18 protein-coding genes, 1 tRNA gene and 1 riboswitch are annotated in these 14,993 nt (G+C 74.0%); of the genes, 8 read left to right on the top strand and 11 right to left on the bottom strand.

The annotated features are described in order from the left end of the window. The first annotated feature begins 27 nt into the window (after positions 1-27). Positions 28-1,137: a glycerate kinase gene (locus DQ241_RS19855; RefSeq protein WP_199584777.1), complete on the top strand. Its 1,110-nt coding sequence runs from the start codon at positions 28-30 to the stop codon at positions 1,135-1,137. Here DQ241_RS19855 and DQ241_RS20930 read toward each other — a convergent pair. Together DQ241_RS20930 and DQ241_RS19850 are read right to left on the bottom strand one after the other, a co-directional pair. Then, the gene (locus DQ241_RS20930; RefSeq protein WP_199584776.1) at positions 1,134-1,277 is read right to left on the bottom strand and encodes a hypothetical protein; all 144 of its coding nucleotides are present in this window, start codon (positions 1,275-1,277) and stop codon (positions 1,134-1,136) included. The two genes, DQ241_RS19855 and DQ241_RS20930, sit on opposite strands and share 4 nt — an antisense overlap. Positions 1,278-1,318: 41 nt before the next feature. Continuing rightward, positions 1,319-1,825, bottom strand: a complete 507-nt coding sequence (locus DQ241_RS19850) for a DinB family protein (protein WP_113831949.1) — start codon at positions 1,823-1,825, stop codon at positions 1,319-1,321. Between the two features lie 108 nt (positions 1,826-1,933). Here DQ241_RS19850 and DQ241_RS19845 point away from each other — a divergent pair, with 108 nt between their 5' ends. Both DQ241_RS19845 and DQ241_RS19840 read left to right on the top strand, forming a co-directional pair. Next, the gene (locus DQ241_RS19845; RefSeq protein ID WP_113831948.1) at positions 1,934-2,131 is read left to right on the top strand and encodes a helix-turn-helix transcriptional regulator; all 198 of its coding nucleotides are present in this window, start codon (positions 1,934-1,936) and stop codon (positions 2,129-2,131) included. Next, positions 2,115-2,540, top strand: a complete 426-nt coding sequence (locus DQ241_RS19840) for a hypothetical protein (protein ID WP_158545987.1) — start codon at positions 2,115-2,117, stop codon at positions 2,538-2,540. The genes DQ241_RS19845 and DQ241_RS19840 overlap by 17 nt, the downstream gene beginning before the upstream one ends. A 20-nt stretch (positions 2,541-2,560) precedes the next feature. Here the strand turns inward: DQ241_RS19840 and DQ241_RS19835 are convergent, their stop codons facing one another. Both DQ241_RS19835 and DQ241_RS19830 read right to left on the bottom strand, forming a co-directional pair. After that, on the bottom strand, positions 2,561-4,213 hold the full coding sequence (locus DQ241_RS19835) for an AMP-binding protein (RefSeq protein ID WP_113831946.1): 1,653 nt from the start codon (positions 4,211-4,213) through the stop codon (positions 2,561-2,563). A 2-nt stretch (positions 4,214-4,215) separates the two neighbouring features. Beyond that, positions 4,216-5,184, bottom strand: a complete 969-nt coding sequence (locus DQ241_RS19830) for a cyclase family protein (RefSeq protein ID WP_113831945.1) — start codon at positions 5,182-5,184, stop codon at positions 4,216-4,218. 126 nt (positions 5,185-5,310) lie between these two features. Here DQ241_RS19830 and DQ241_RS19825 point away from each other — a divergent pair, with 126 nt between their 5' ends. Further along, positions 5,311-6,585 (top strand): hydroxyacid-oxoacid transhydrogenase, encoded by a 1,275-nt coding sequence (locus DQ241_RS19825; protein WP_113831944.1) that lies wholly within the window; start codon positions 5,311-5,313, stop codon positions 6,583-6,585. A gap of 45 nt (positions 6,586-6,630) precedes the next feature. On the opposite strand, the gene fmdA is transcribed toward DQ241_RS19825, so the two are convergent. From fmdA to DQ241_RS19805, 4 genes are all read right to left on the bottom strand, one after another. Further along, positions 6,631-7,884: a formamidase gene (fmdA, locus tag DQ241_RS19820; RefSeq protein WP_113831943.1), complete on the bottom strand. Its 1,254-nt coding sequence runs from the start codon at positions 7,882-7,884 to the stop codon at positions 6,631-6,633. A 43-nt stretch (positions 7,885-7,927) separates the two neighbouring features. After that, a complete protein-coding gene (locus DQ241_RS19815) occupies positions 7,928-8,623 on the bottom strand; it encodes an AmiS/UreI family transporter (RefSeq protein ID WP_113831942.1) in 696 nt (231 codons plus the stop codon). Positions 8,624-8,650: 27 nt separating this feature from the next. Further along, positions 8,651-8,935, bottom strand: coding sequence for a zinc ribbon domain-containing protein (locus DQ241_RS19810; RefSeq protein ID WP_113831941.1), 285 nt, complete (start codon positions 8,933-8,935; stop codon positions 8,651-8,653). 207 nt (positions 8,936-9,142) lie between these two features. Then, positions 9,143-9,559 (bottom strand): PaaI family thioesterase, encoded by a 417-nt coding sequence (locus DQ241_RS19805; RefSeq protein ID WP_233492591.1) that lies wholly within the window; start codon positions 9,557-9,559, stop codon positions 9,143-9,145. Between the two features lie 312 nt (positions 9,560-9,871). Here DQ241_RS19805 and DQ241_RS19800 point away from each other — a divergent pair, with 312 nt between their 5' ends. After that, complete coding sequence (locus tag DQ241_RS19800) at positions 9,872-10,207, top strand: STAS domain-containing protein (RefSeq protein ID WP_113831940.1); 336 nt, start codon at positions 9,872-9,874, stop codon at positions 10,205-10,207. Between the two features lie 18 nt (positions 10,208-10,225). Here the strand turns inward: DQ241_RS19800 and DQ241_RS19795 are convergent. Beyond that, a tRNA-Ile gene (locus tag DQ241_RS19795) sits at positions 10,226-10,299 on the bottom strand. A 170-nt stretch (positions 10,300-10,469) separates the two neighbouring features. Next, positions 10,470-10,624, top strand: a riboswitch (cyclic di-AMP (ydaO/yuaA leader). An 11-nt stretch (positions 10,625-10,635) separates the two neighbouring features. Between DQ241_RS19795 and DQ241_RS19790 the strand changes: the two genes are divergently transcribed. Then, positions 10,636-11,844 (top strand): M23 family metallopeptidase, encoded by a 1,209-nt coding sequence (locus DQ241_RS19790; RefSeq protein ID WP_233492590.1) that lies wholly within the window; start codon positions 10,636-10,638, stop codon positions 11,842-11,844. Positions 11,845-11,877: 33 nt separating this feature from the next. Then, complete coding sequence (locus DQ241_RS19785; RefSeq protein WP_113831939.1) at positions 11,878-12,543, top strand: TVP38/TMEM64 family protein; 666 nt, start codon at positions 11,878-11,880, stop codon at positions 12,541-12,543. Here DQ241_RS19785 and DQ241_RS19780 read toward each other — a convergent pair. Further along, complete coding sequence (locus DQ241_RS19780) at positions 12,530-13,423, bottom strand: maleylpyruvate isomerase N-terminal domain-containing protein (protein ID WP_113831938.1); 894 nt, start codon at positions 13,421-13,423, stop codon at positions 12,530-12,532. The genes DQ241_RS19785 and DQ241_RS19780 overlap by 14 nt on opposite strands. 120 nt (positions 13,424-13,543) lie before the next feature. On the opposite strand from DQ241_RS19780, the gene DQ241_RS19775 reads away from it, so the two are divergent. Then, a complete protein-coding gene (locus tag DQ241_RS19775) occupies positions 13,544-14,680 on the top strand; it encodes a diguanylate cyclase (protein WP_147252417.1) in 1,137 nt (378 codons plus the stop codon). 90 nt (positions 14,681-14,770) lie between these two features. Here the strand turns inward: DQ241_RS19775 and DQ241_RS21225 are convergent. Continuing rightward, positions 14,771-14,993, bottom strand: a 223-nt coding sequence (locus tag DQ241_RS21225; RefSeq protein WP_233492589.1) for a hypothetical protein, incomplete at its 5' end; no start/stop codon positions are given.

Genomic DNA, 14,993 nt, shown 5'->3' with positions numbered 1-14,993 from the left:
ACGACGCCGCGCGGCATGCTGCTCGGCGTGCGCGTCGTGATCGCCCCCGACTCCTTCAAGGGTTCGCTGCCCGCGGACCGCGCCGCGGAGGCGATCGCGGCCGGGGTGGTGCGGGTGCTGCCCTCGGCCGAGCCGGTGCTGCGCCCGGTCGCGGACGGGGGAGAGGGCACGGTCGCCGCGGCGCTGCGCGCCGGGTGCACGCCCCGGACGGCGCGGGTGAGCGGCCCCGACGGCGGCCCGGTGGACGCGGTGTTCGCCGTCGACGGGACGACGGCGGTGCTCGAGCTGGCCGCCGCCGCCGGGCTCGGCCGGCTGGAGCGGCCGGCGCCGATGACGGCGACGACCCGCGGGGTGGGGGAGCTGGTGCTGGCCGCGCTCGACACCGGGGCGCGCCGCGTCGTGCTGGGGCTCGGCGGCAGCGCCACCACGGACGCTGGGGCGGGCCTGCTCCAGGCACTCGGGGTGCGGCTGCTCGACGCCGACGGAGCCGAGATCCCGCCCGGGGGAGCCGGCCTGCACCGGCTGGATCGGATCGACGCGGGAGCGCTCGACGCCCGGCTGCGCACGACCTCGATCGTGGTCGCCGCCGACGTCGACAACCCGCTCACCGGCGCCACCGGCGCGGCCGCCGTCTTCGGGCCGCAGAAGGGCGCCTCGCCGGAGGAGGTGGAGGTGCTGGACGCCGGCCTGGCCCGGTTCGCCGCCGTCGTCCGGCGGGACCTGGGGGTGGAGCTCCTGGGGACCGCCTCGCTGGGCGCGGCCGGGGGCACGGCGGCGGGCCTCGCCGCCGTCCTCGCCCCCTCCGTGGTGCCCGGTGCAGCCCTGGTCTGCGACCTGGTCGGGTTGGACGGTGCGCTGGCCGGCGCGGCCCTGGTGGTCACCGGGGAGGGCTCGCTGGACGCGCAGACCCTGCACGGCAAGGCGCCGGCCGAGGTGGCCGGCCGCGCACGGGTCGCGGGCGTGCCGTGCCTGGCGCTGGCCGGCCGGGTCGACCTGTCGACGAGTCGACTCGCCGACGCCGGCTTCGCGGCCGCGCACGCGCTGACCGAGGTCGAGCCCGATGTCGCCCGGTGCCTGGCCGAGCCGGCCCGGCTGCTGGCCGAGCTCGCGGCGCGCGTGGTCCCGGGGCTGGTCTAGGACGGGTGGGCGCTGCCGATCGCCTCGTCGGAGGTGTCGTCGGGCTCGCTCTGCGCCTCCAGGTCGGCCGCCATCTCGGGAGTCTCCTGCTCGAGGGCGATGTCGCGGGGCTGCGGGGCGTCGGGATCCGGCGTCGTCATGGCCCCACCTTCGCCGACCGCGGGACGCGGCGCGCGTCGGATCAGCCGCGGAGGAGGCCGCGCGCGTAACCGATCTGCCCGAGGTGCTGGAGGTCGTCGGAGAGCACGCTGACCAGCCGGACGCCGAGCGTGACGGGCGGGTCCCAGTTCCGGTCGACGACCCGGTCGAGGTCGGCGTCGGTGAGCCTGCGCAGGAACTCCGCCGAGCGGGCGTGGACGTCGTCGGCGTAACCGGTCAGCAGGTCGAGCGAGGGGATCCGCACCGCGGCGACCTGGTCTGCGTCGAACCCGTAGCCGGTGGCGCCCGGCTCGAACGGGAGGCCGAACCGGTCGGCCCAGCCCTCCGCCGTCCACACCTGCTCGTGCCGGGCCACCTCGGCGACGTGGTCATCCTGCACGCGCAGCAGGTGCCAGGCCAGCCAGCCGATGGGGTTGGCGTCCGGGCCCGGGCGCTGGTGCAGCTGCTCGACGGTGAGCCCGTCGAGCTGGCGGCGCAGCGTCTGGTGGATCTGGGCGTAGGCGTAGGCGAGGAGTTCGGAGCTCTTCATGCCGCAGCCTACCCAGCCGGCGCCCTGGCTCCACCGGCGGACGTGGAAAGCCGACTTGACGTAAAGCCCGCTTGACATCACCGGCCGTTGTCAAGCAAGCTTGTCACCGTGAACAGCAGGGTGCGCGAGCTGCGGCAGGCCAGGGGGCTGTCGCAGGAGGCGCTGGCCAGAGCGGTCGGGGTCTCGCGGCAGACCATCAACGCCATCGAGACGGGGCGGTACGACCCGTCGCTGCGGCTCGCCGTGCACCTCGCCCGCCACTTCGACAGCACCGTGGAGGAGATGTTCGATGTCGACGCCCACTAGGAGCCGGCTGCCCGTGTCGGTCCCGAACGCCGTGCTCGTGACCGTGGTCGTGGCCGGGGCCGTGGCCCTCGGGGTCCTCGGCCGCTGGTTCGAGGCCTGGCTGCTCGCGGCGGTGTCCGTCGCAGCCGTCGGCTCGGCGCTGCACGCCCGGCGCCCCGGCTCGCGCGACATCACCCGGGTGAACGCCATCGAGTACCGCGACGAGCGCGACCGGAGCATCGCCCGGGCCGGTTTCTCGGTCGTGGGCGCCGTCGCGCTGGTGCTCTCCGTGGTGGAGTTCGTGGTGATCGCCGTCGTCGTCGCGGCGCGGGACTGGCCGCCGGCGGTCCAGCTGGTCCCGATCGGTCAGCTGCTGCTGCTGTGCGTGGTCTGGGCGGCCGCGAACTCCTACGCCGCCCGGCGCAGCTGACCGACCGGGCCGGACCGGCGCTACCGGCCGCGCAGCTCGCGGCGCAGGATCTTGCCGGTCACCGTCTTGGGCAGCTCGTCGACCAGCACCACGCTGCGGGGGTACTTGTAGGCGGCCATGCGCTCCTTGCAGTGCGCGATCAGCTCGTCGGCGGTGGCCGTCGCCCCGGGCACGAGGCTGACGAAGGCCTTGACCGTCTCCCCGCGCTTCTCGTCCGGGACGCCGACGACGGCGGACTCGCGCACGGCCGGGTGCTCGGCCAGCACGTCCTCGACCTCGCGCGGCCAGACCTTGTAGCCCGAGGCGTTGATCATGTCCTTCTTGCGGTCGACGATGAACACCCAGCCCTCGGGGCTCATGAAGCCGACGTCGCCGCTGTGCAGCGCCCCGCCGGGCAGGCTCGCCGCGGTCTCCTCCGGCTTGCCCCAGTAGCCGGCCACGACCTGCGGGCCCTCGGCGACGATCTCGCCGATCTCGCCCAGGGGCAGGTCGGCGCCGTCGTCGTCCTGGATGCGGACGATCGTGCTCGGCGCCGGCACCCCGACCGAGAGCGCCCCCGACGTCGGGTCGACCGGTGACGGCGCGCCGAACGGGGTGACCGTCATCGGCGACGTCGTCTCGGTGAGGCCGTAGGCGTTGTGCACCTGGATGCCGGTGGCGTCGCGGAACCGCTGCTCGGCGGTGGGGGAGATGGCCGCGCCGCCGGAGTACACCGACCGGAACGAGGCGAAGTGCTCCTTCGTGAACGCCGGTGAGTTGAGCAGCGCCGTGAACGCGGTGATCGCGCCGATGGTGAAGGTCGGCCGGTGCTCGAGCAGGGCGTCGAGCACCACGTTCGGCTCGAAGCGGTAGGCCAGCACGAGCGGCGCGGGCACCAGCATGCTCACCGCGATGTGCCCGATCAGGCCGGTGATGTGGAACAGCGGCGCGATGCCGAAGATCGCCCCGCCGTCCGCCCCGGCGTGCACCCAGTCGCGGTAGACCTGCGCGGTGAAGACCACGTTGCGGTGGGTGTTCATGGCGCCCTTGGGCACCCCTGTGGTCCCCGACGTGTAGGTCAGGAACGCGACGTCGTCCGGGCCGAGCTGCGCCGGTGGCACCTCCCGGCCGCGGTGCGCGGCGATGAACTCGGCGAGGTCGGTCGTCCCCTCGTGCCGTTGCCGGGACAGTCCGGCGAACAGCCGCTGGTCGTCCCTCGTCTGGAACTCCAGCTCGCTGGTGGTGAGCACCAGGCGCACGTCGGTCTCCGGCACGACTTCCCGCGCGACCTCGGCGTAGAGCGCCTCGAGGGAGAGCAGCACCGTCGCGCCCGAGTCCTTGAGCAGGTAGGAGAGCTCCCGCACCCGGCTCATCGGGTTGATCGACACCATGACGCCGCCGGCCTTCCAGGTGGCGACCATCGCGATGACGAACTGCGGCACGTTCTGCAGGTAGACCGCCAGCCGGTCTCCGGGCGTGAACCCGTTGGCCAGGAGGCCGGCGGCCAGGCCGTCGCTGAGCTCGTCGAGCTCCCGGCGGGTGACGACGCCGTCGAAGTAGCGCAGCGCGACGCCGTCGGGGTCCTTCGCCACGCCGGCGCGGAACATGCTCAGGGCGTCGCCGAACTCGATGCCGTAGTCCGCCGGCTGGTCGCCGTAGAGCGCCAGCCAGGGGCGGTCGTCGTACGCGCTCACGGCTACTTGATGACGACGGGGTTGACCGGGGTGCCGGCGGCCTTGGCGACCTTGAGCGGGGCGGCGACGTAGAGGAAGTCGTACCGGCCGTCCTCGGCGCAGTCGGCGGCCAGCTGCTCGAGGTCGGCGATCTCGGTCAGGGTCACGCCGAGGTTGCGCATCAGGGCGCTGTGCAGGACGAGGGCCACGCCGTTGTTCGGGTCCATCGTCACCTCGTTGGCGATGGTGTCGGTGACCAGGTTCGGGATCTCCATGTCGGCGAACCACTGCACCAGCGCGGGGCTGTAGACCAGGCCGGGCTCGTTGAAGCCCTCGTAGAATGCCTCGCCCTGCTCGTGGAAGAGCGCCAGGAAGTTCGTGCGGATGATCAGGATGTCGCGCGGCCGGATCTCCACGCCCTGCGCCCTCGCGCACTCCAGCAGGTCCTCGTGGGTGAACGTCTCGCCCTTGTCGAGGGTGTTCTTGCCGCGGAAGCGGGCCATGTCGAGCAGCACGCCCCGGCCGACCACGCCCCGCTCGGCGATGGGCTGGACGCTGGCCTTCTCCAGGCCGCCGATGGTGGTGCGGGCGTCGTAGCCGTTCCAGATCTTGCCGTCGTACCAGAGGTGGCCGAGGGCGTCGTACTGCGTGGAACCCTGCAGGTAGGCGTCGATCTTGTCGTCGGCGTAGTGCAGGCCGCCGGGGTAGGCCGGGCCCTTGCCGCCCTCGTCCCAGTCACCCTCGTCGAGCACCTGCGTGCGGACGGCCGGGGTGCGGCCGGGCCAGACCGGGTCGCCCTTCGGGTCGCCGATCAGCCGCTGCAGGGTGAACACCTTGCCCTGGCTGACCAGGCGCACCGCGGCCAGCACCTCCTCCGGGCCGAGGTAGTTCAGCGCGCCGACCTCGTCGTCCGGACCCCACTTGCCCCAGTTGGTCGGGGCGTCCTTGAGCAGCTCGCCGAGGGCCGGGGCGGTGGGCTGGGTGTCGGTCACGGGTGTTCCTCCAGGCGTCGTCGGCGGGGGTTGACCTGGCCCGAGTCTTGCGCTCGTGTGGTGGCTCTCACAACCACCTGCAACATTCGGTGCAACCGGCAACCGTTCCGCCGAGGGGGATCTGCGATGACCACACCCGAGTCCGTCTTCACCTACGGCGCTCCGCAGCTGAAGTTCGGCGCCGGCGCCTCCGACGAGATCGGCTTCGACCTCAGCCAGTTCGGGGTCCGCCGGGTGCTGGTGGTGACCGATCCGGGGCTGGCGGCGACCGGGATCCCGCAGCGGGTGGCCGACCAGATGGGGCGGTTCGGGATCGAGGCGCAGGTGTACGACGGCGTGCACGTCGAGCCGACCGACGTGAGCCTGACCGAGGCGATCGAGGCGGCGCGGGCGTCGGGGCCGTGGGACGCGTTCGTGGCGGTGGGCGGCGGGTCGAGCATCGACACCGCCAAGGCGATCAACCTGCTCACCACGAACCCCGGTGAGCTGATGGACTACGTCAACGTGCCGGTGGGCCAGGGGCGGGCGCCGTCGCAACCGCTCAAGCCGCTGGTCGCCGTCCCCACCACGACCGGCACCGGGTCGGAGAGCACGACGATCTGCGTGATGGACGTGCTGGCGGCGCGGGTGAAGACCGGCATCAGCCACGCCCGCCTGCGGCCGACCCTCGCCGTCATCGACCCGGACCTGACGCTCACCCAGCCGCCGGGGGTGACGGCCGCGTCGGGGATGGACATCCTCTGCCACGCGCTGGAGAGCTACACCGCCCGCTGGTACACGACCTACGACCGCAAGACGCCCGAGCAGCGGGTGCCCTACTGCGGGTCCAACCCGATCTCGGACATGTGGTCGGAGAAGGCGCTGTCGTTGCTGGCCGGCTCGTTCCGGCGGGCGGTGCGGCACGGCGACGACGCGCAGGCGCGGGCGGACATGGCGATGGCGGCGACCTTCGCCGGGATGGGCTTCGGCAACGCCGGCGTGCACATCCCGCACGCCAACGCCTACCCGATCGCCGGGCAGGTGAAGGACTTCCACCCCAAGGACTACCCGGCCGACGAGCCGATGGTGCCGCACGGGATGTCGGTGGCGCTGACCGCGCCGGAGGCCTTCCGGTTCACCTTCGACGCCTCGCCGGAGCGGCACGTGCGGGCCGCGCAGCTGCTGGCGCCGAACGCCGGGATGCCCACGGCGCCGGAGGAGTTCCTGCCGATGGTGCTGGCCGACCTGATGCGCGACATCGACATCCCGAACGGGGTGGGCGCGGTCGGGTTCGCCGAGGGCGACATCCCCGACCTGGTGGAGGGCGCGATGAAGCAGCAGCGGCTGCTGGCGACCAGCCCGAAGGCGGTCACCGAGGACGACCTCGCCGGGATCTTCTCCCGCTCGCTGTCGCTGTGGTGAGGGAGCAGGGGCGACCGCGCGGCTCGGTCGCCCCTGCCCGCGCGGTCAGAAGCTGGACCTCGGCACGCCCATCCCGGGGTCGATGCGGGCCGGGCCCGATGCGGACGGCGTGATGTCCATGTCGAAGATGGCGGTCGGCAGGTAGACGGTCGAGCAGGAGTTCGGGATGTCCACGACGCCGGAGAGCCGGCCCTCGATGGGGGCGGCGCCCAGGATCATGTACGCCTGTTCCGGCGTGTAGCCGAACTTGGTCAGGTAGTCGATCGCGTGCAGGCAGGCGCGCTGGTAGGACAGGTGCGAGTCGAGGTAGTGCTGCTCGTCGTCGAGCGTCACCGACGTGCCGGAGAAGGCCAGCCAGCGTTCGTAGCGCGGATCCACGTTCCCGGGCATGAAGACCGCGTTCTCGCCGACGCCGTAGGTCTCCATCCCGCCCTTGATCACGTCGACGTGCAGGTCCATGAACCCGCCCATCTCGATGGCGCCGCAGAAGGTGATCTCCCCGTCCCCCTGCGAGAAGTGCAGGTCGCCCATGGAGAGCTTCGCGCCGTCGACGAACACCGGGTAGAAGACCCGGCTGCCCTTGGTCAGGTTCTTGATGTCCTGGTTGCCGCCGTTCTCGCGCGGCGGCGCGGTGCGCGCGGCCTCCGCTGCGGCGCGGTCGAACTCGGCTCCGGCGAGGGTTCCGAGGATGGCGTCCTGGGGCAGCGGGGGGAGGGCCAGCGGCGGGACCCGGTCCGGGTCGGTGTCGATGAGGGCCTGCTCGCGGCGGTTCCAGCGCGCGAGCAGGTCCGCCGACGGCGCGGTGCCCATGAGCCCCGGGTGCACGATGCCGGTGAACGAGACGCCGGGGACGTGCCGCGAGGTCGCCGTCTGGCCGGAGAAGTCCCAGATGACCTTGTACGCGTCGGGGAACTGCTCGGTGAGGAAGCCACCGCCGTTCTGCGTGGCGAAGATGCCGGTGTAGCCCCAGCCCTGGCCGGCGAGCGGCCCCGAGTCCTCCTGCGGGATGGGCCCGACGTCGAGGATGTCCACCACGAGGAGGTCGCCGGGTGCTGCTCCCTCGACCGCGATGGGGCCGCTGAGCACGTGGACCGTCGACAGCGGGGCGTCGCGCACGTCGTCGGCGGAGTCGTCGTTGTGGATGGCCCCGTCGAACCACTCGCGGCAGTGCACGCGGAAGGAGTCGCCGGGCCGGACGGTCACGTTCGCCGGGATGTCCGGGTGCCAGCGGTTGTGGCCGACGTACTTCTGGTCGGTGAACTTCTTCGTGGAGTCCAGCGGGAACACGACATCGGGCATGGCTTGCCTCCTGCTCGGCGGGTCGGTGGGGAACGGGGTCCGGTCATCGCGGGGTGGCGTCACCCCCGTGGCGTCCGGCGGCCTGGCCACGGCGCGGGGCCGGCGGCCCCTCCTCCCGCAGCTCCGGGGCAGGCGCGGTGGCGGCAGTGGCCTGGGGCTCCCGCAGGCGGGGGTAGAGGGCCAGCGAGGCCACGCAGAGGACGGCGATGAGGACCGCCCAGAGCGTCGTGTGCTCGGCCCAGGTGCCGGTGAGCAGCAGGAAGGCGGGGATGGCGGCGGTGATCACCCCGGCGACGACGGCGACGGCGCCGGTGAAGCGGGTCAGCTCCTCGCGCTTGAGCCCCAGGACCAGGAAGAACAGGCCCCAGAGCACGGCCCAGTAGAGCCAGATGACGCCGAAGGCCGGATCATCCAGCCTGCCGAAGTTCAGCCCCGCGTAGACGAGCGCGCAGCCGGCGACGAAGGCGGAGAACCACCCGAGACCGGTGCCGTCGAGCCCGCCCAGCAGGTTGAACCCGACGTAGAGGTAGGTGAAGCCGAACAGGTAGAGCCCGGAGGCGCCGAGGATCACGTCCGCGTCTCCACCGGACGTGAAGATCAGGTACGTCGGGGTGACGACCTGCAGCCCCCCGACGAAGAAGTTCAGCGGTGCTGCGGCCCTGGCGTCGACCAGCCCCAGGAGCATGAGGCCGTTGAGGACGAGGACTGCTCCGACGTAGAGGAGCCCGACGCTGGCCATGGGGCACCGTCCTTCCGACGGGGTGGGTCAGGGACGCGGCAACCGGCGCCACGCAGGGTCGATCGCTGCCGGACGCGGCTGCGGGCGGCGTGGGGGCGGTGCCGCGACCACGGCCGGTTCGTCGCGGGTGCGCTCGGTGCGGTCGATCAGCGCCCGGCGACGGGGATCGCCGAACGACAGGCGGGGCGCGGTGAAGACGCGGCCGGCGGGGGAGCCGCACAGCGGGCACGGCTCGGTGCCGCCGGCGGTGCCGATCGGCCGCGCCAGCTCGACGGCCCCGTGCTCGGGACAGCGGTACACGTAGACGGCCATCGGCGATCCTCGTGCGCGACGTGCCCGGGGGCGGGTGCGCCCGGGAGACGGCGGAGCCTCCTCCACCTGCACGGACACGGTCAACACGCCGGGTTCGCCCGCCGCCGCGGTACCCGGGGCGCCCGGCGCGCCGTCACGACCACGTCCGGCCATAGAACGGACCGCGAGTGGCCTGCGCCGACGCGGACGCGGCCGCGCGGCGAGCCCTCAGCCCGCGGCGACGACGCTCTTGGTGACCTGTCCGGTGGCGACGAGCGCGCCGTCGACGGTCACCTCGGTGCGCATGAAGGCGACCGCGCGACCCCTCCTGAGGACGGTGCCGGTGAGCTCGACGCGGGCGCCGGCACTGACCGGCCGGAGCAGCGAGACGGTGAGGTCGTGGGTGACGGCGTGCTCGTCGTCGGTCAGGTGGGGGAGGAGGGCGAGGAACGCCGCGACGTCGACCAGCGTGTAGACGACGCCGCCGTGCAGCATGCCGTGCGGGTTCTGCGCCGGGTGGTCGACCGGGAACCAGACGCCGGCCGACGGGTCGGCGGGGTCGCGCAGCTGCATGCCGAGGAAGCGGTGCAGCGGGATGTCCAGCACGGCCTGCACGCGGGTCATCAGCTGGTCGGGGGAGGGCACGGCGGCCACCTCTCGTCGGGGTGGCCGCAGCTTCGCACGTGCTCTCGCCGGCTCCGCCCGGGCATCGGCCGGGGCGGACGTTGGCGGGCGGGGTCTCGTCCAGCCAGTGGTTGAAGCCAGGGTTCCCCGCCCCGCAACGGAGCCTTGCACCGTCCTGCGGTCCGCGCCACCCGGTCCCCCGCGGGGAGCGTCGCGCGGCCTGTCGGGCACCGTCGGTCCCGGCGTAGCGTTGAGCATCACGGGGCTCCGCGGTGGGTGCGACCGGTCCCGAGCCCCGCTCCGCCGCCGGTCCCGGCAGGCGAGGAGGCAGCGATGTCGGACCACGCGGGCGGGGTGCCGCCCGTTCCCGGATCGCTCGTGGTCGAGCAGGAACCCGCCGGACCGCGGGTGCTGTGGCTGCGGGGCGACGTCGACTCGGCCACCGTCGCGAGGTTCCAGGTCGAGCAGGGGCGGGCGCCGGTGGTGGTGGACGTCATCGACGCCGGCGAGGTGTCGTTCATCTGCTCCGCGGCGATCGCGGTCATGATCCTCGCCGTCGAGGCGTCGGCCGGCGCGGGCCGCCGTCCGGTGCTGCGCGCGGCATCCCGTCCGGTGGACCGGGTGCTGATGCTCTCGGGCATGAGCGACGTCTTCCCGCGACAGGGCTGAGGCCGCCTCGAGGGCCGGTGGGGCGGGTGGGGCTCGAACCCACGACCCAGGGATTATGAGTCCCATGCTCTGACCGGCTGAGCTACCGCCCCGGTGCTCGACAGCCTGCCAGACCGCCGTGGGGAGGCCGCGCCACGCCCGGCCGGCGCCGGGACGCAGCCCGCTGACCGGCGGCTCCGTTATCCGGCCGTGACATACCGGCGAACCGCTTGTAGCGTCGCCCGCGGTCCAGCCGAGCCTTAGACCCTCAACCGAGGGCCTCGGCCGGACCCCGCCGAACCGCCCGGCCCGACGGCCGGGAGGACCGGGGACCCACCGCAGTCCTGGGGTGAGTCCTGCCCGCACGCGTGCGGGCAGGTAGGGCACCTTCGCGCCCGAACCCGTCAGCTAACCCGGTAGGCGGTCGGAGGAAACGGAGAACCGTCGCCTTGGCGACCCTGCACCACCCCCGCACGCCTGCCCACCGCACTTCTCGCCGACGCCGTCTCGGTATCTCGCTGACCTCGGCCGGCCTGCTCGCCGGGGTCCTCATCGGTGCCGGTCCGGCGGCCGCCGCGCCCCGGGACGACGCCCGCGTCGCGCACGACGCCGTCGCCGCCGAGGTCGCGGCCATCGCCGCCCGGGTCACCGAGGCCGAGGACAACCTGCAGCGCATGACCGTGGAGGCCGAGGCCGCCAGCGGTGAGGCGCTCGCGGCGCAGGCCGCCCTCGACGCCGCCCACCAGGACGCCGAGCGCGCGGCCGCCGAGCTGGCCGAGGCCCGGGCCACGGTCGAGCGCGGTCGCGACGAGGTCGTCGAGATCAGCCGGCAGGCGTACATGAGCGGCGGGCAGGAGCTGGGCGAGGTCCAGCTGATCCTCGACGCCGACGGTCCCGGCGAGCTGCTCCAGCAGGCCGCCACCCTCGACCACCTCGGCGACGAGCGCTCCCGGACCCTGGCCGCCTTCGAGGCCGACGAGCAGCGGCAGCGGCAGGCCGACCGCAACGCCCGGGCTGCGGTCGAGGACCGCGACCGGCTCGCCCGCGAGGCGGACGAGAAGCGCGCCGCCGCCGACGCCCAGCTCGCCGGCGCCCAGGCCGACTTCGACGCGCTCGCGGCCGAGAAGACGCGCCTGGACGAGCAGCTGAAGGCGGCGGAGATCCGGCTGCTGGAGCTGCAGGGCCAGGAGGACGCCGAGCGCGCCTGGGCCGGCCAGCAGACCGCCCGCCTGGCCGCCACGACGCTGAGCTCCGCCGGGGGAGCGGTGGCACCCACCCACGGCCGGGTCACGTCCTGCTACGGCGCCCGGTGGGGCACGTTGCACGCCGGCGTCGACATCGCCGCGCCGATCGGCACCCCGGTGTTCACGCCCGAGGGCGGCGTCGTGCTGCAGGCCGGCCCCGCCAGCGGCTTCGGGCTCGCCGTCGCCGTCCAGCACGGCGACGGGACGATCACCCTCTACGGCCACGTCAACCAGTTCTTCGTGACGCCGGGCCAGGCCGTCGCTGCCGGCGAGCAGATCGCCGAGGTGGGCAACCGCGGCCAGTCCACCGGGCCGCACCTGCACTTCGAGGTGCACCGCGGCGGCCTCTACGCCGACCGCACCAACCCGGTGCCGTGGCTGACCCAGCGCGGCATCTCCCTCGGCGGCTGCTGACCCTCCGCCGTCCCGGCGGCGGCATGACCGACCATGGACGGCGTGCGGACGGGGACGACGGCGGTGTGGGTGCGCGCTGCCGCGCTGGCGGTGCTGCTCGCCGTCGCCGCGGTCCTGGCCCTCACGCTGGAGCTGCCCACCGTCGGTGACGTCCGCGACGCGCTGGCCGGCGCCGGACCGCTCGGCTGGACGGCGCTGGTCGCCGGGGTGGCGCTGGTGCTTCTCGCGCCGGTGCCCCGGTCGGCCGTCTCGGTGCTCGTCGCCGTCGTCGTCGGCTTCTGGGCCGGGCTCGCCGTCGCCTTCGCCGGAGGGATCCTGGCCGGCCTCGCCGCCTTCGGGCTCAGCCGATCGCTGGGCCGGGCGGCCGTGGCGCGGTTGTCCGGCCCCCGGCTGACCCGGTTCGACGACGCGGTCGTCGGGCGCGGCTTCGCGGCGGTGCTGACCGGGCGGCTGGTCCCGGTCGTCCCGTTCGTCGTCGTCAGCTACGGCGCCGGGCTGACCGGCATGCGGTTCGCCCCCTATGCCGCCGCCACCGCCGTCGGCCTGGTACCCAGCACGCTGGTGCAGGTCGGCGTCGGGGCCTCCGTCGCGGCCGTCGTCCCCGGGCGGACGGCGCTGCTCCTGGCGGGGCTGCTGGCGCTCGCCGTCGTCGTCCCCGTCGCGGTGTGGCGCCGGCGGGCGCGGCTCACCCCTTCCTGAACAGCCGGCCCAGCACGCCGCCCGCGCCACCGACGGTCCGCGCGGCCAGCTGCAGGATCGGCCCGCCGGGGATGCCCGGCACCTTCTGCACGATCGGCGCCAGGGTGAGCAGCCCACCGACGTCGTGCACCTTGAGCTTGCGCATCGCCACGGCCGGCACCGGGTTGATCCGCCCGGACGCAGCCTCCAGGAGCAGGTCCGCCGACGCCTCGACCGCCGGCCCCTCGTGCTCGCCGGCCGGCACCCGCCGCACCCGCCACCCGCGGGCGTCGGAGTCGAAGCCCCACCCGCCGTCCGGCGTCGCCAGCGTGACCCGCCCGACGATGCCGAGGTCGGCGGCCAGGCCACCGGTCACGTCCACCAGCGCGGCCAGCCCCGACTGGAGCACGTCCGCCGGCGGCGGCTCGGCCCCGCAGGACACCAGGTCCAGCCCGTGGACGGCGAGCTCGTAGGCCTGCCCCAGCACGACGCTGAGCAGCGGCACCTGGCCGACGACGGAGACGGCCGGGGCGGTGTCGAGCTCGACCGGCTCCTCGGCCAGGTAGCGCGCGGTCGCGTCGCGGTTGCGGCGCAGCGCGGCCAGCACCTCCTCGCGGGACGCGTCGCGGTGGGCGGCCGTGACCCGGGCGTTGACCGCGTCGGGATCTGGGGGAGTGCCGTGCGCGCCGGTGCGGGCCGACTCGATCAGGTCGGCCAGGGCCGTGTGGTCGTCCCAGCAGCCCAGGTGGACGCAGATCTCGTGCGCCCGCCAGCCCGGGAGGCGGGAGGAGCGCTCGAGGTCCACGGTCTCGGCCCGGGCGAGGAAGGTGTCCCACGCGCCCAGCACCATGCTGCTGACCTGTTCGCGGCCGGCGTCGGCCATGCCCTGGTGTCGGTCCACGGAAGGCGCCCGTACCCCGTCCCGCCCCCGGCCAGGCATGACATCGGGCATGGTGCGGCCCTGCCCCTTCGGGGTGAGGGTGGCATCAAGCACAGCGCGCCGGGCGACGATCGCTCGGGTGTGAGCGCAGGAGTGCCCGGGGACCGCCGCGCCGGCGGTGCGCAGCCCGCCGACCGCGGGCCGGTGCGCCGTGCGCTCACCGCCCTCGTGGCCGGCCTCTACCGCCCGCTGGCGCGCGACGAGGAACGGGTCGCCTACTGGGTCCGGCACGTGCGGCACGGCGTCCTGCTCAGCGAGGTCTCCGCCGTCGCCGTCCTGGTCTACGCGCTGGTGACCGACAGCCCCGGCCGGCACGACCCGGTCATCCTCGGCATGGCGGGCCTCGTGGTCGCCGGGTGCCCCTTGCTGCTGCTCCTGCCGCTGCCGCGGATGATGCGCGACTGGCGCGGGCCCACGCTGTTCTACCTCTGGTCGCTGGGCACCGCGGTGCTGATCATCGTCGGCACCCGGCGTGACGGCGGTCCGGCCAGCCCGCTGGACGCGCTGCTCTTCCTGACGCTGACATTCATGGCCGTCGCGTACTCGCCGGTCGGCGTGGTCGTCGTGGGCGGGGCGATGACCGGCAGCTACTTCGTCTTCGTCGAGATGCCGGGGCTCACCACCTCCGGCGGCTTCTTCCTCACCGTGATGGCCGCGCTCACGCTCATCTGCGCGATGGCCTCGTCCAACTCGTGGGCCGCCTACGACCGGCAGACGCTGCTCATCCGCACGCAGGAGACGCTGGCGGCCACCGATCCGCTCACCGGCATCCCGAACCGGCGCACCTTCCTGGAGCGGGTGGAGCGGGCCGTCGAGTCGGCCGGCTGGGGGCACCAGGCGGTGGTCTGCATCGTCGACCTCGACGGCTTCAAGGGGGTCAACGACCGCGCCGGTCACGCCGCGGGCGACGCGATGCTCAAGGCGGTCGCCTCCATCCTCGGTGGTGCGGTGCGCGAGACCGACACCGTGGCCCGGCTCGGTGGCGACGAGTTCGCCGTCCTGGCCGACGTCCACGCCGCCTTCTCCGGCGACATGCTCGCCGAGCGCCTGCGCCAGGCGGTCGCCCTGGTCGGCAGCCGCGGTGGCGTCACCGCGAGCGTGGGCGTCACCGAGGTCGAGCCCGGCGACGGCGTCGCCGAGCTCATGCACCGGGCCGACGCCGCCATGTACCGGGCCAAGGCCGCCGGCGGGGACCGGGTCGGCGCGCTGACCTCCTGACCGGTCGCGCAGGGTCAGCACCGGTCCTGCGCCGACCGCCGCGGACGCGTGTCGCGTCCGCGTGGCGTTCTCGTCGCTGGCTACTGTGAGTCACGAACCGGCGGCGATCGTGGTCCTGACCGGCACGGCTCCCGCGGGCCGGCGCCGCGTGGTGGCGATCACGCGCCGGAACGACCCCGCTGCTGTAGACGGGTCGCCATCGCTCGTGGTAATGCCGTTGACCAGCGATTTGACGCGGCGCGCGGACTCATCCGTCACATCTGGCGCATCCGTCGCATCCGCACTGGCGCGAACCCGCATCCATCGTGCAGAC

This window comes from Blastococcus sp. TF02A-30, assembly GCF_003319185.1.
Classification (GTDB): Bacteria; Actinomycetota; Actinomycetes; order Mycobacteriales; family Geodermatophilaceae; genus Blastococcus.
Note: the sequence above shows the minus strand (reverse complement) of the source record. Positions and strands in the feature narration are given on the sequence as shown.

Coding starts and splice junctions, on each gene's coding strand:
- DQ241_RS20930 (WP_199584776.1), bottom strand. CDS start 1,277: ATGACGACGCCGGATCCCGACGCCCCGCAGCCCCGCGACATCGCCCTC.
- DQ241_RS19850 (WP_113831949.1), bottom strand. CDS start 1,825: ATGAAGAGCTCCGAACTCCTCGCCTACGCCTACGCCCAGATCCACCAG.
- DQ241_RS19840 (WP_158545987.1), top strand. CDS start 2,115: ATGTCGACGCCCACTAGGAGCCGGCTGCCCGTGTCGGTCCCGAACGCC.
- DQ241_RS19825 (WP_113831944.1), top strand. CDS start 5,311: ATGACCACACCCGAGTCCGTCTTCACCTACGGCGCTCCGCAGCTGAAG.
- fmdA (WP_113831943.1), bottom strand. CDS start 7,884: ATGCCCGATGTCGTGTTCCCGCTGGACTCCACGAAGAAGTTCACCGAC.
- DQ241_RS19815 (WP_113831942.1), bottom strand. CDS start 8,623: ATGGCCAGCGTCGGGCTCCTCTACGTCGGAGCAGTCCTCGTCCTCAAC.
- DQ241_RS19810 (WP_113831941.1), bottom strand. CDS start 8,935: ATGGCCGTCTACGTGTACCGCTGTCCCGAGCACGGGGCCGTCGAGCTG.
- DQ241_RS19800 (WP_113831940.1), top strand. CDS start 9,872: ATGTCGGACCACGCGGGCGGGGTGCCGCCCGTTCCCGGATCGCTCGTG.
- DQ241_RS19785 (WP_113831939.1), top strand. CDS start 11,878: ATGGACGGCGTGCGGACGGGGACGACGGCGGTGTGGGTGCGCGCTGCC.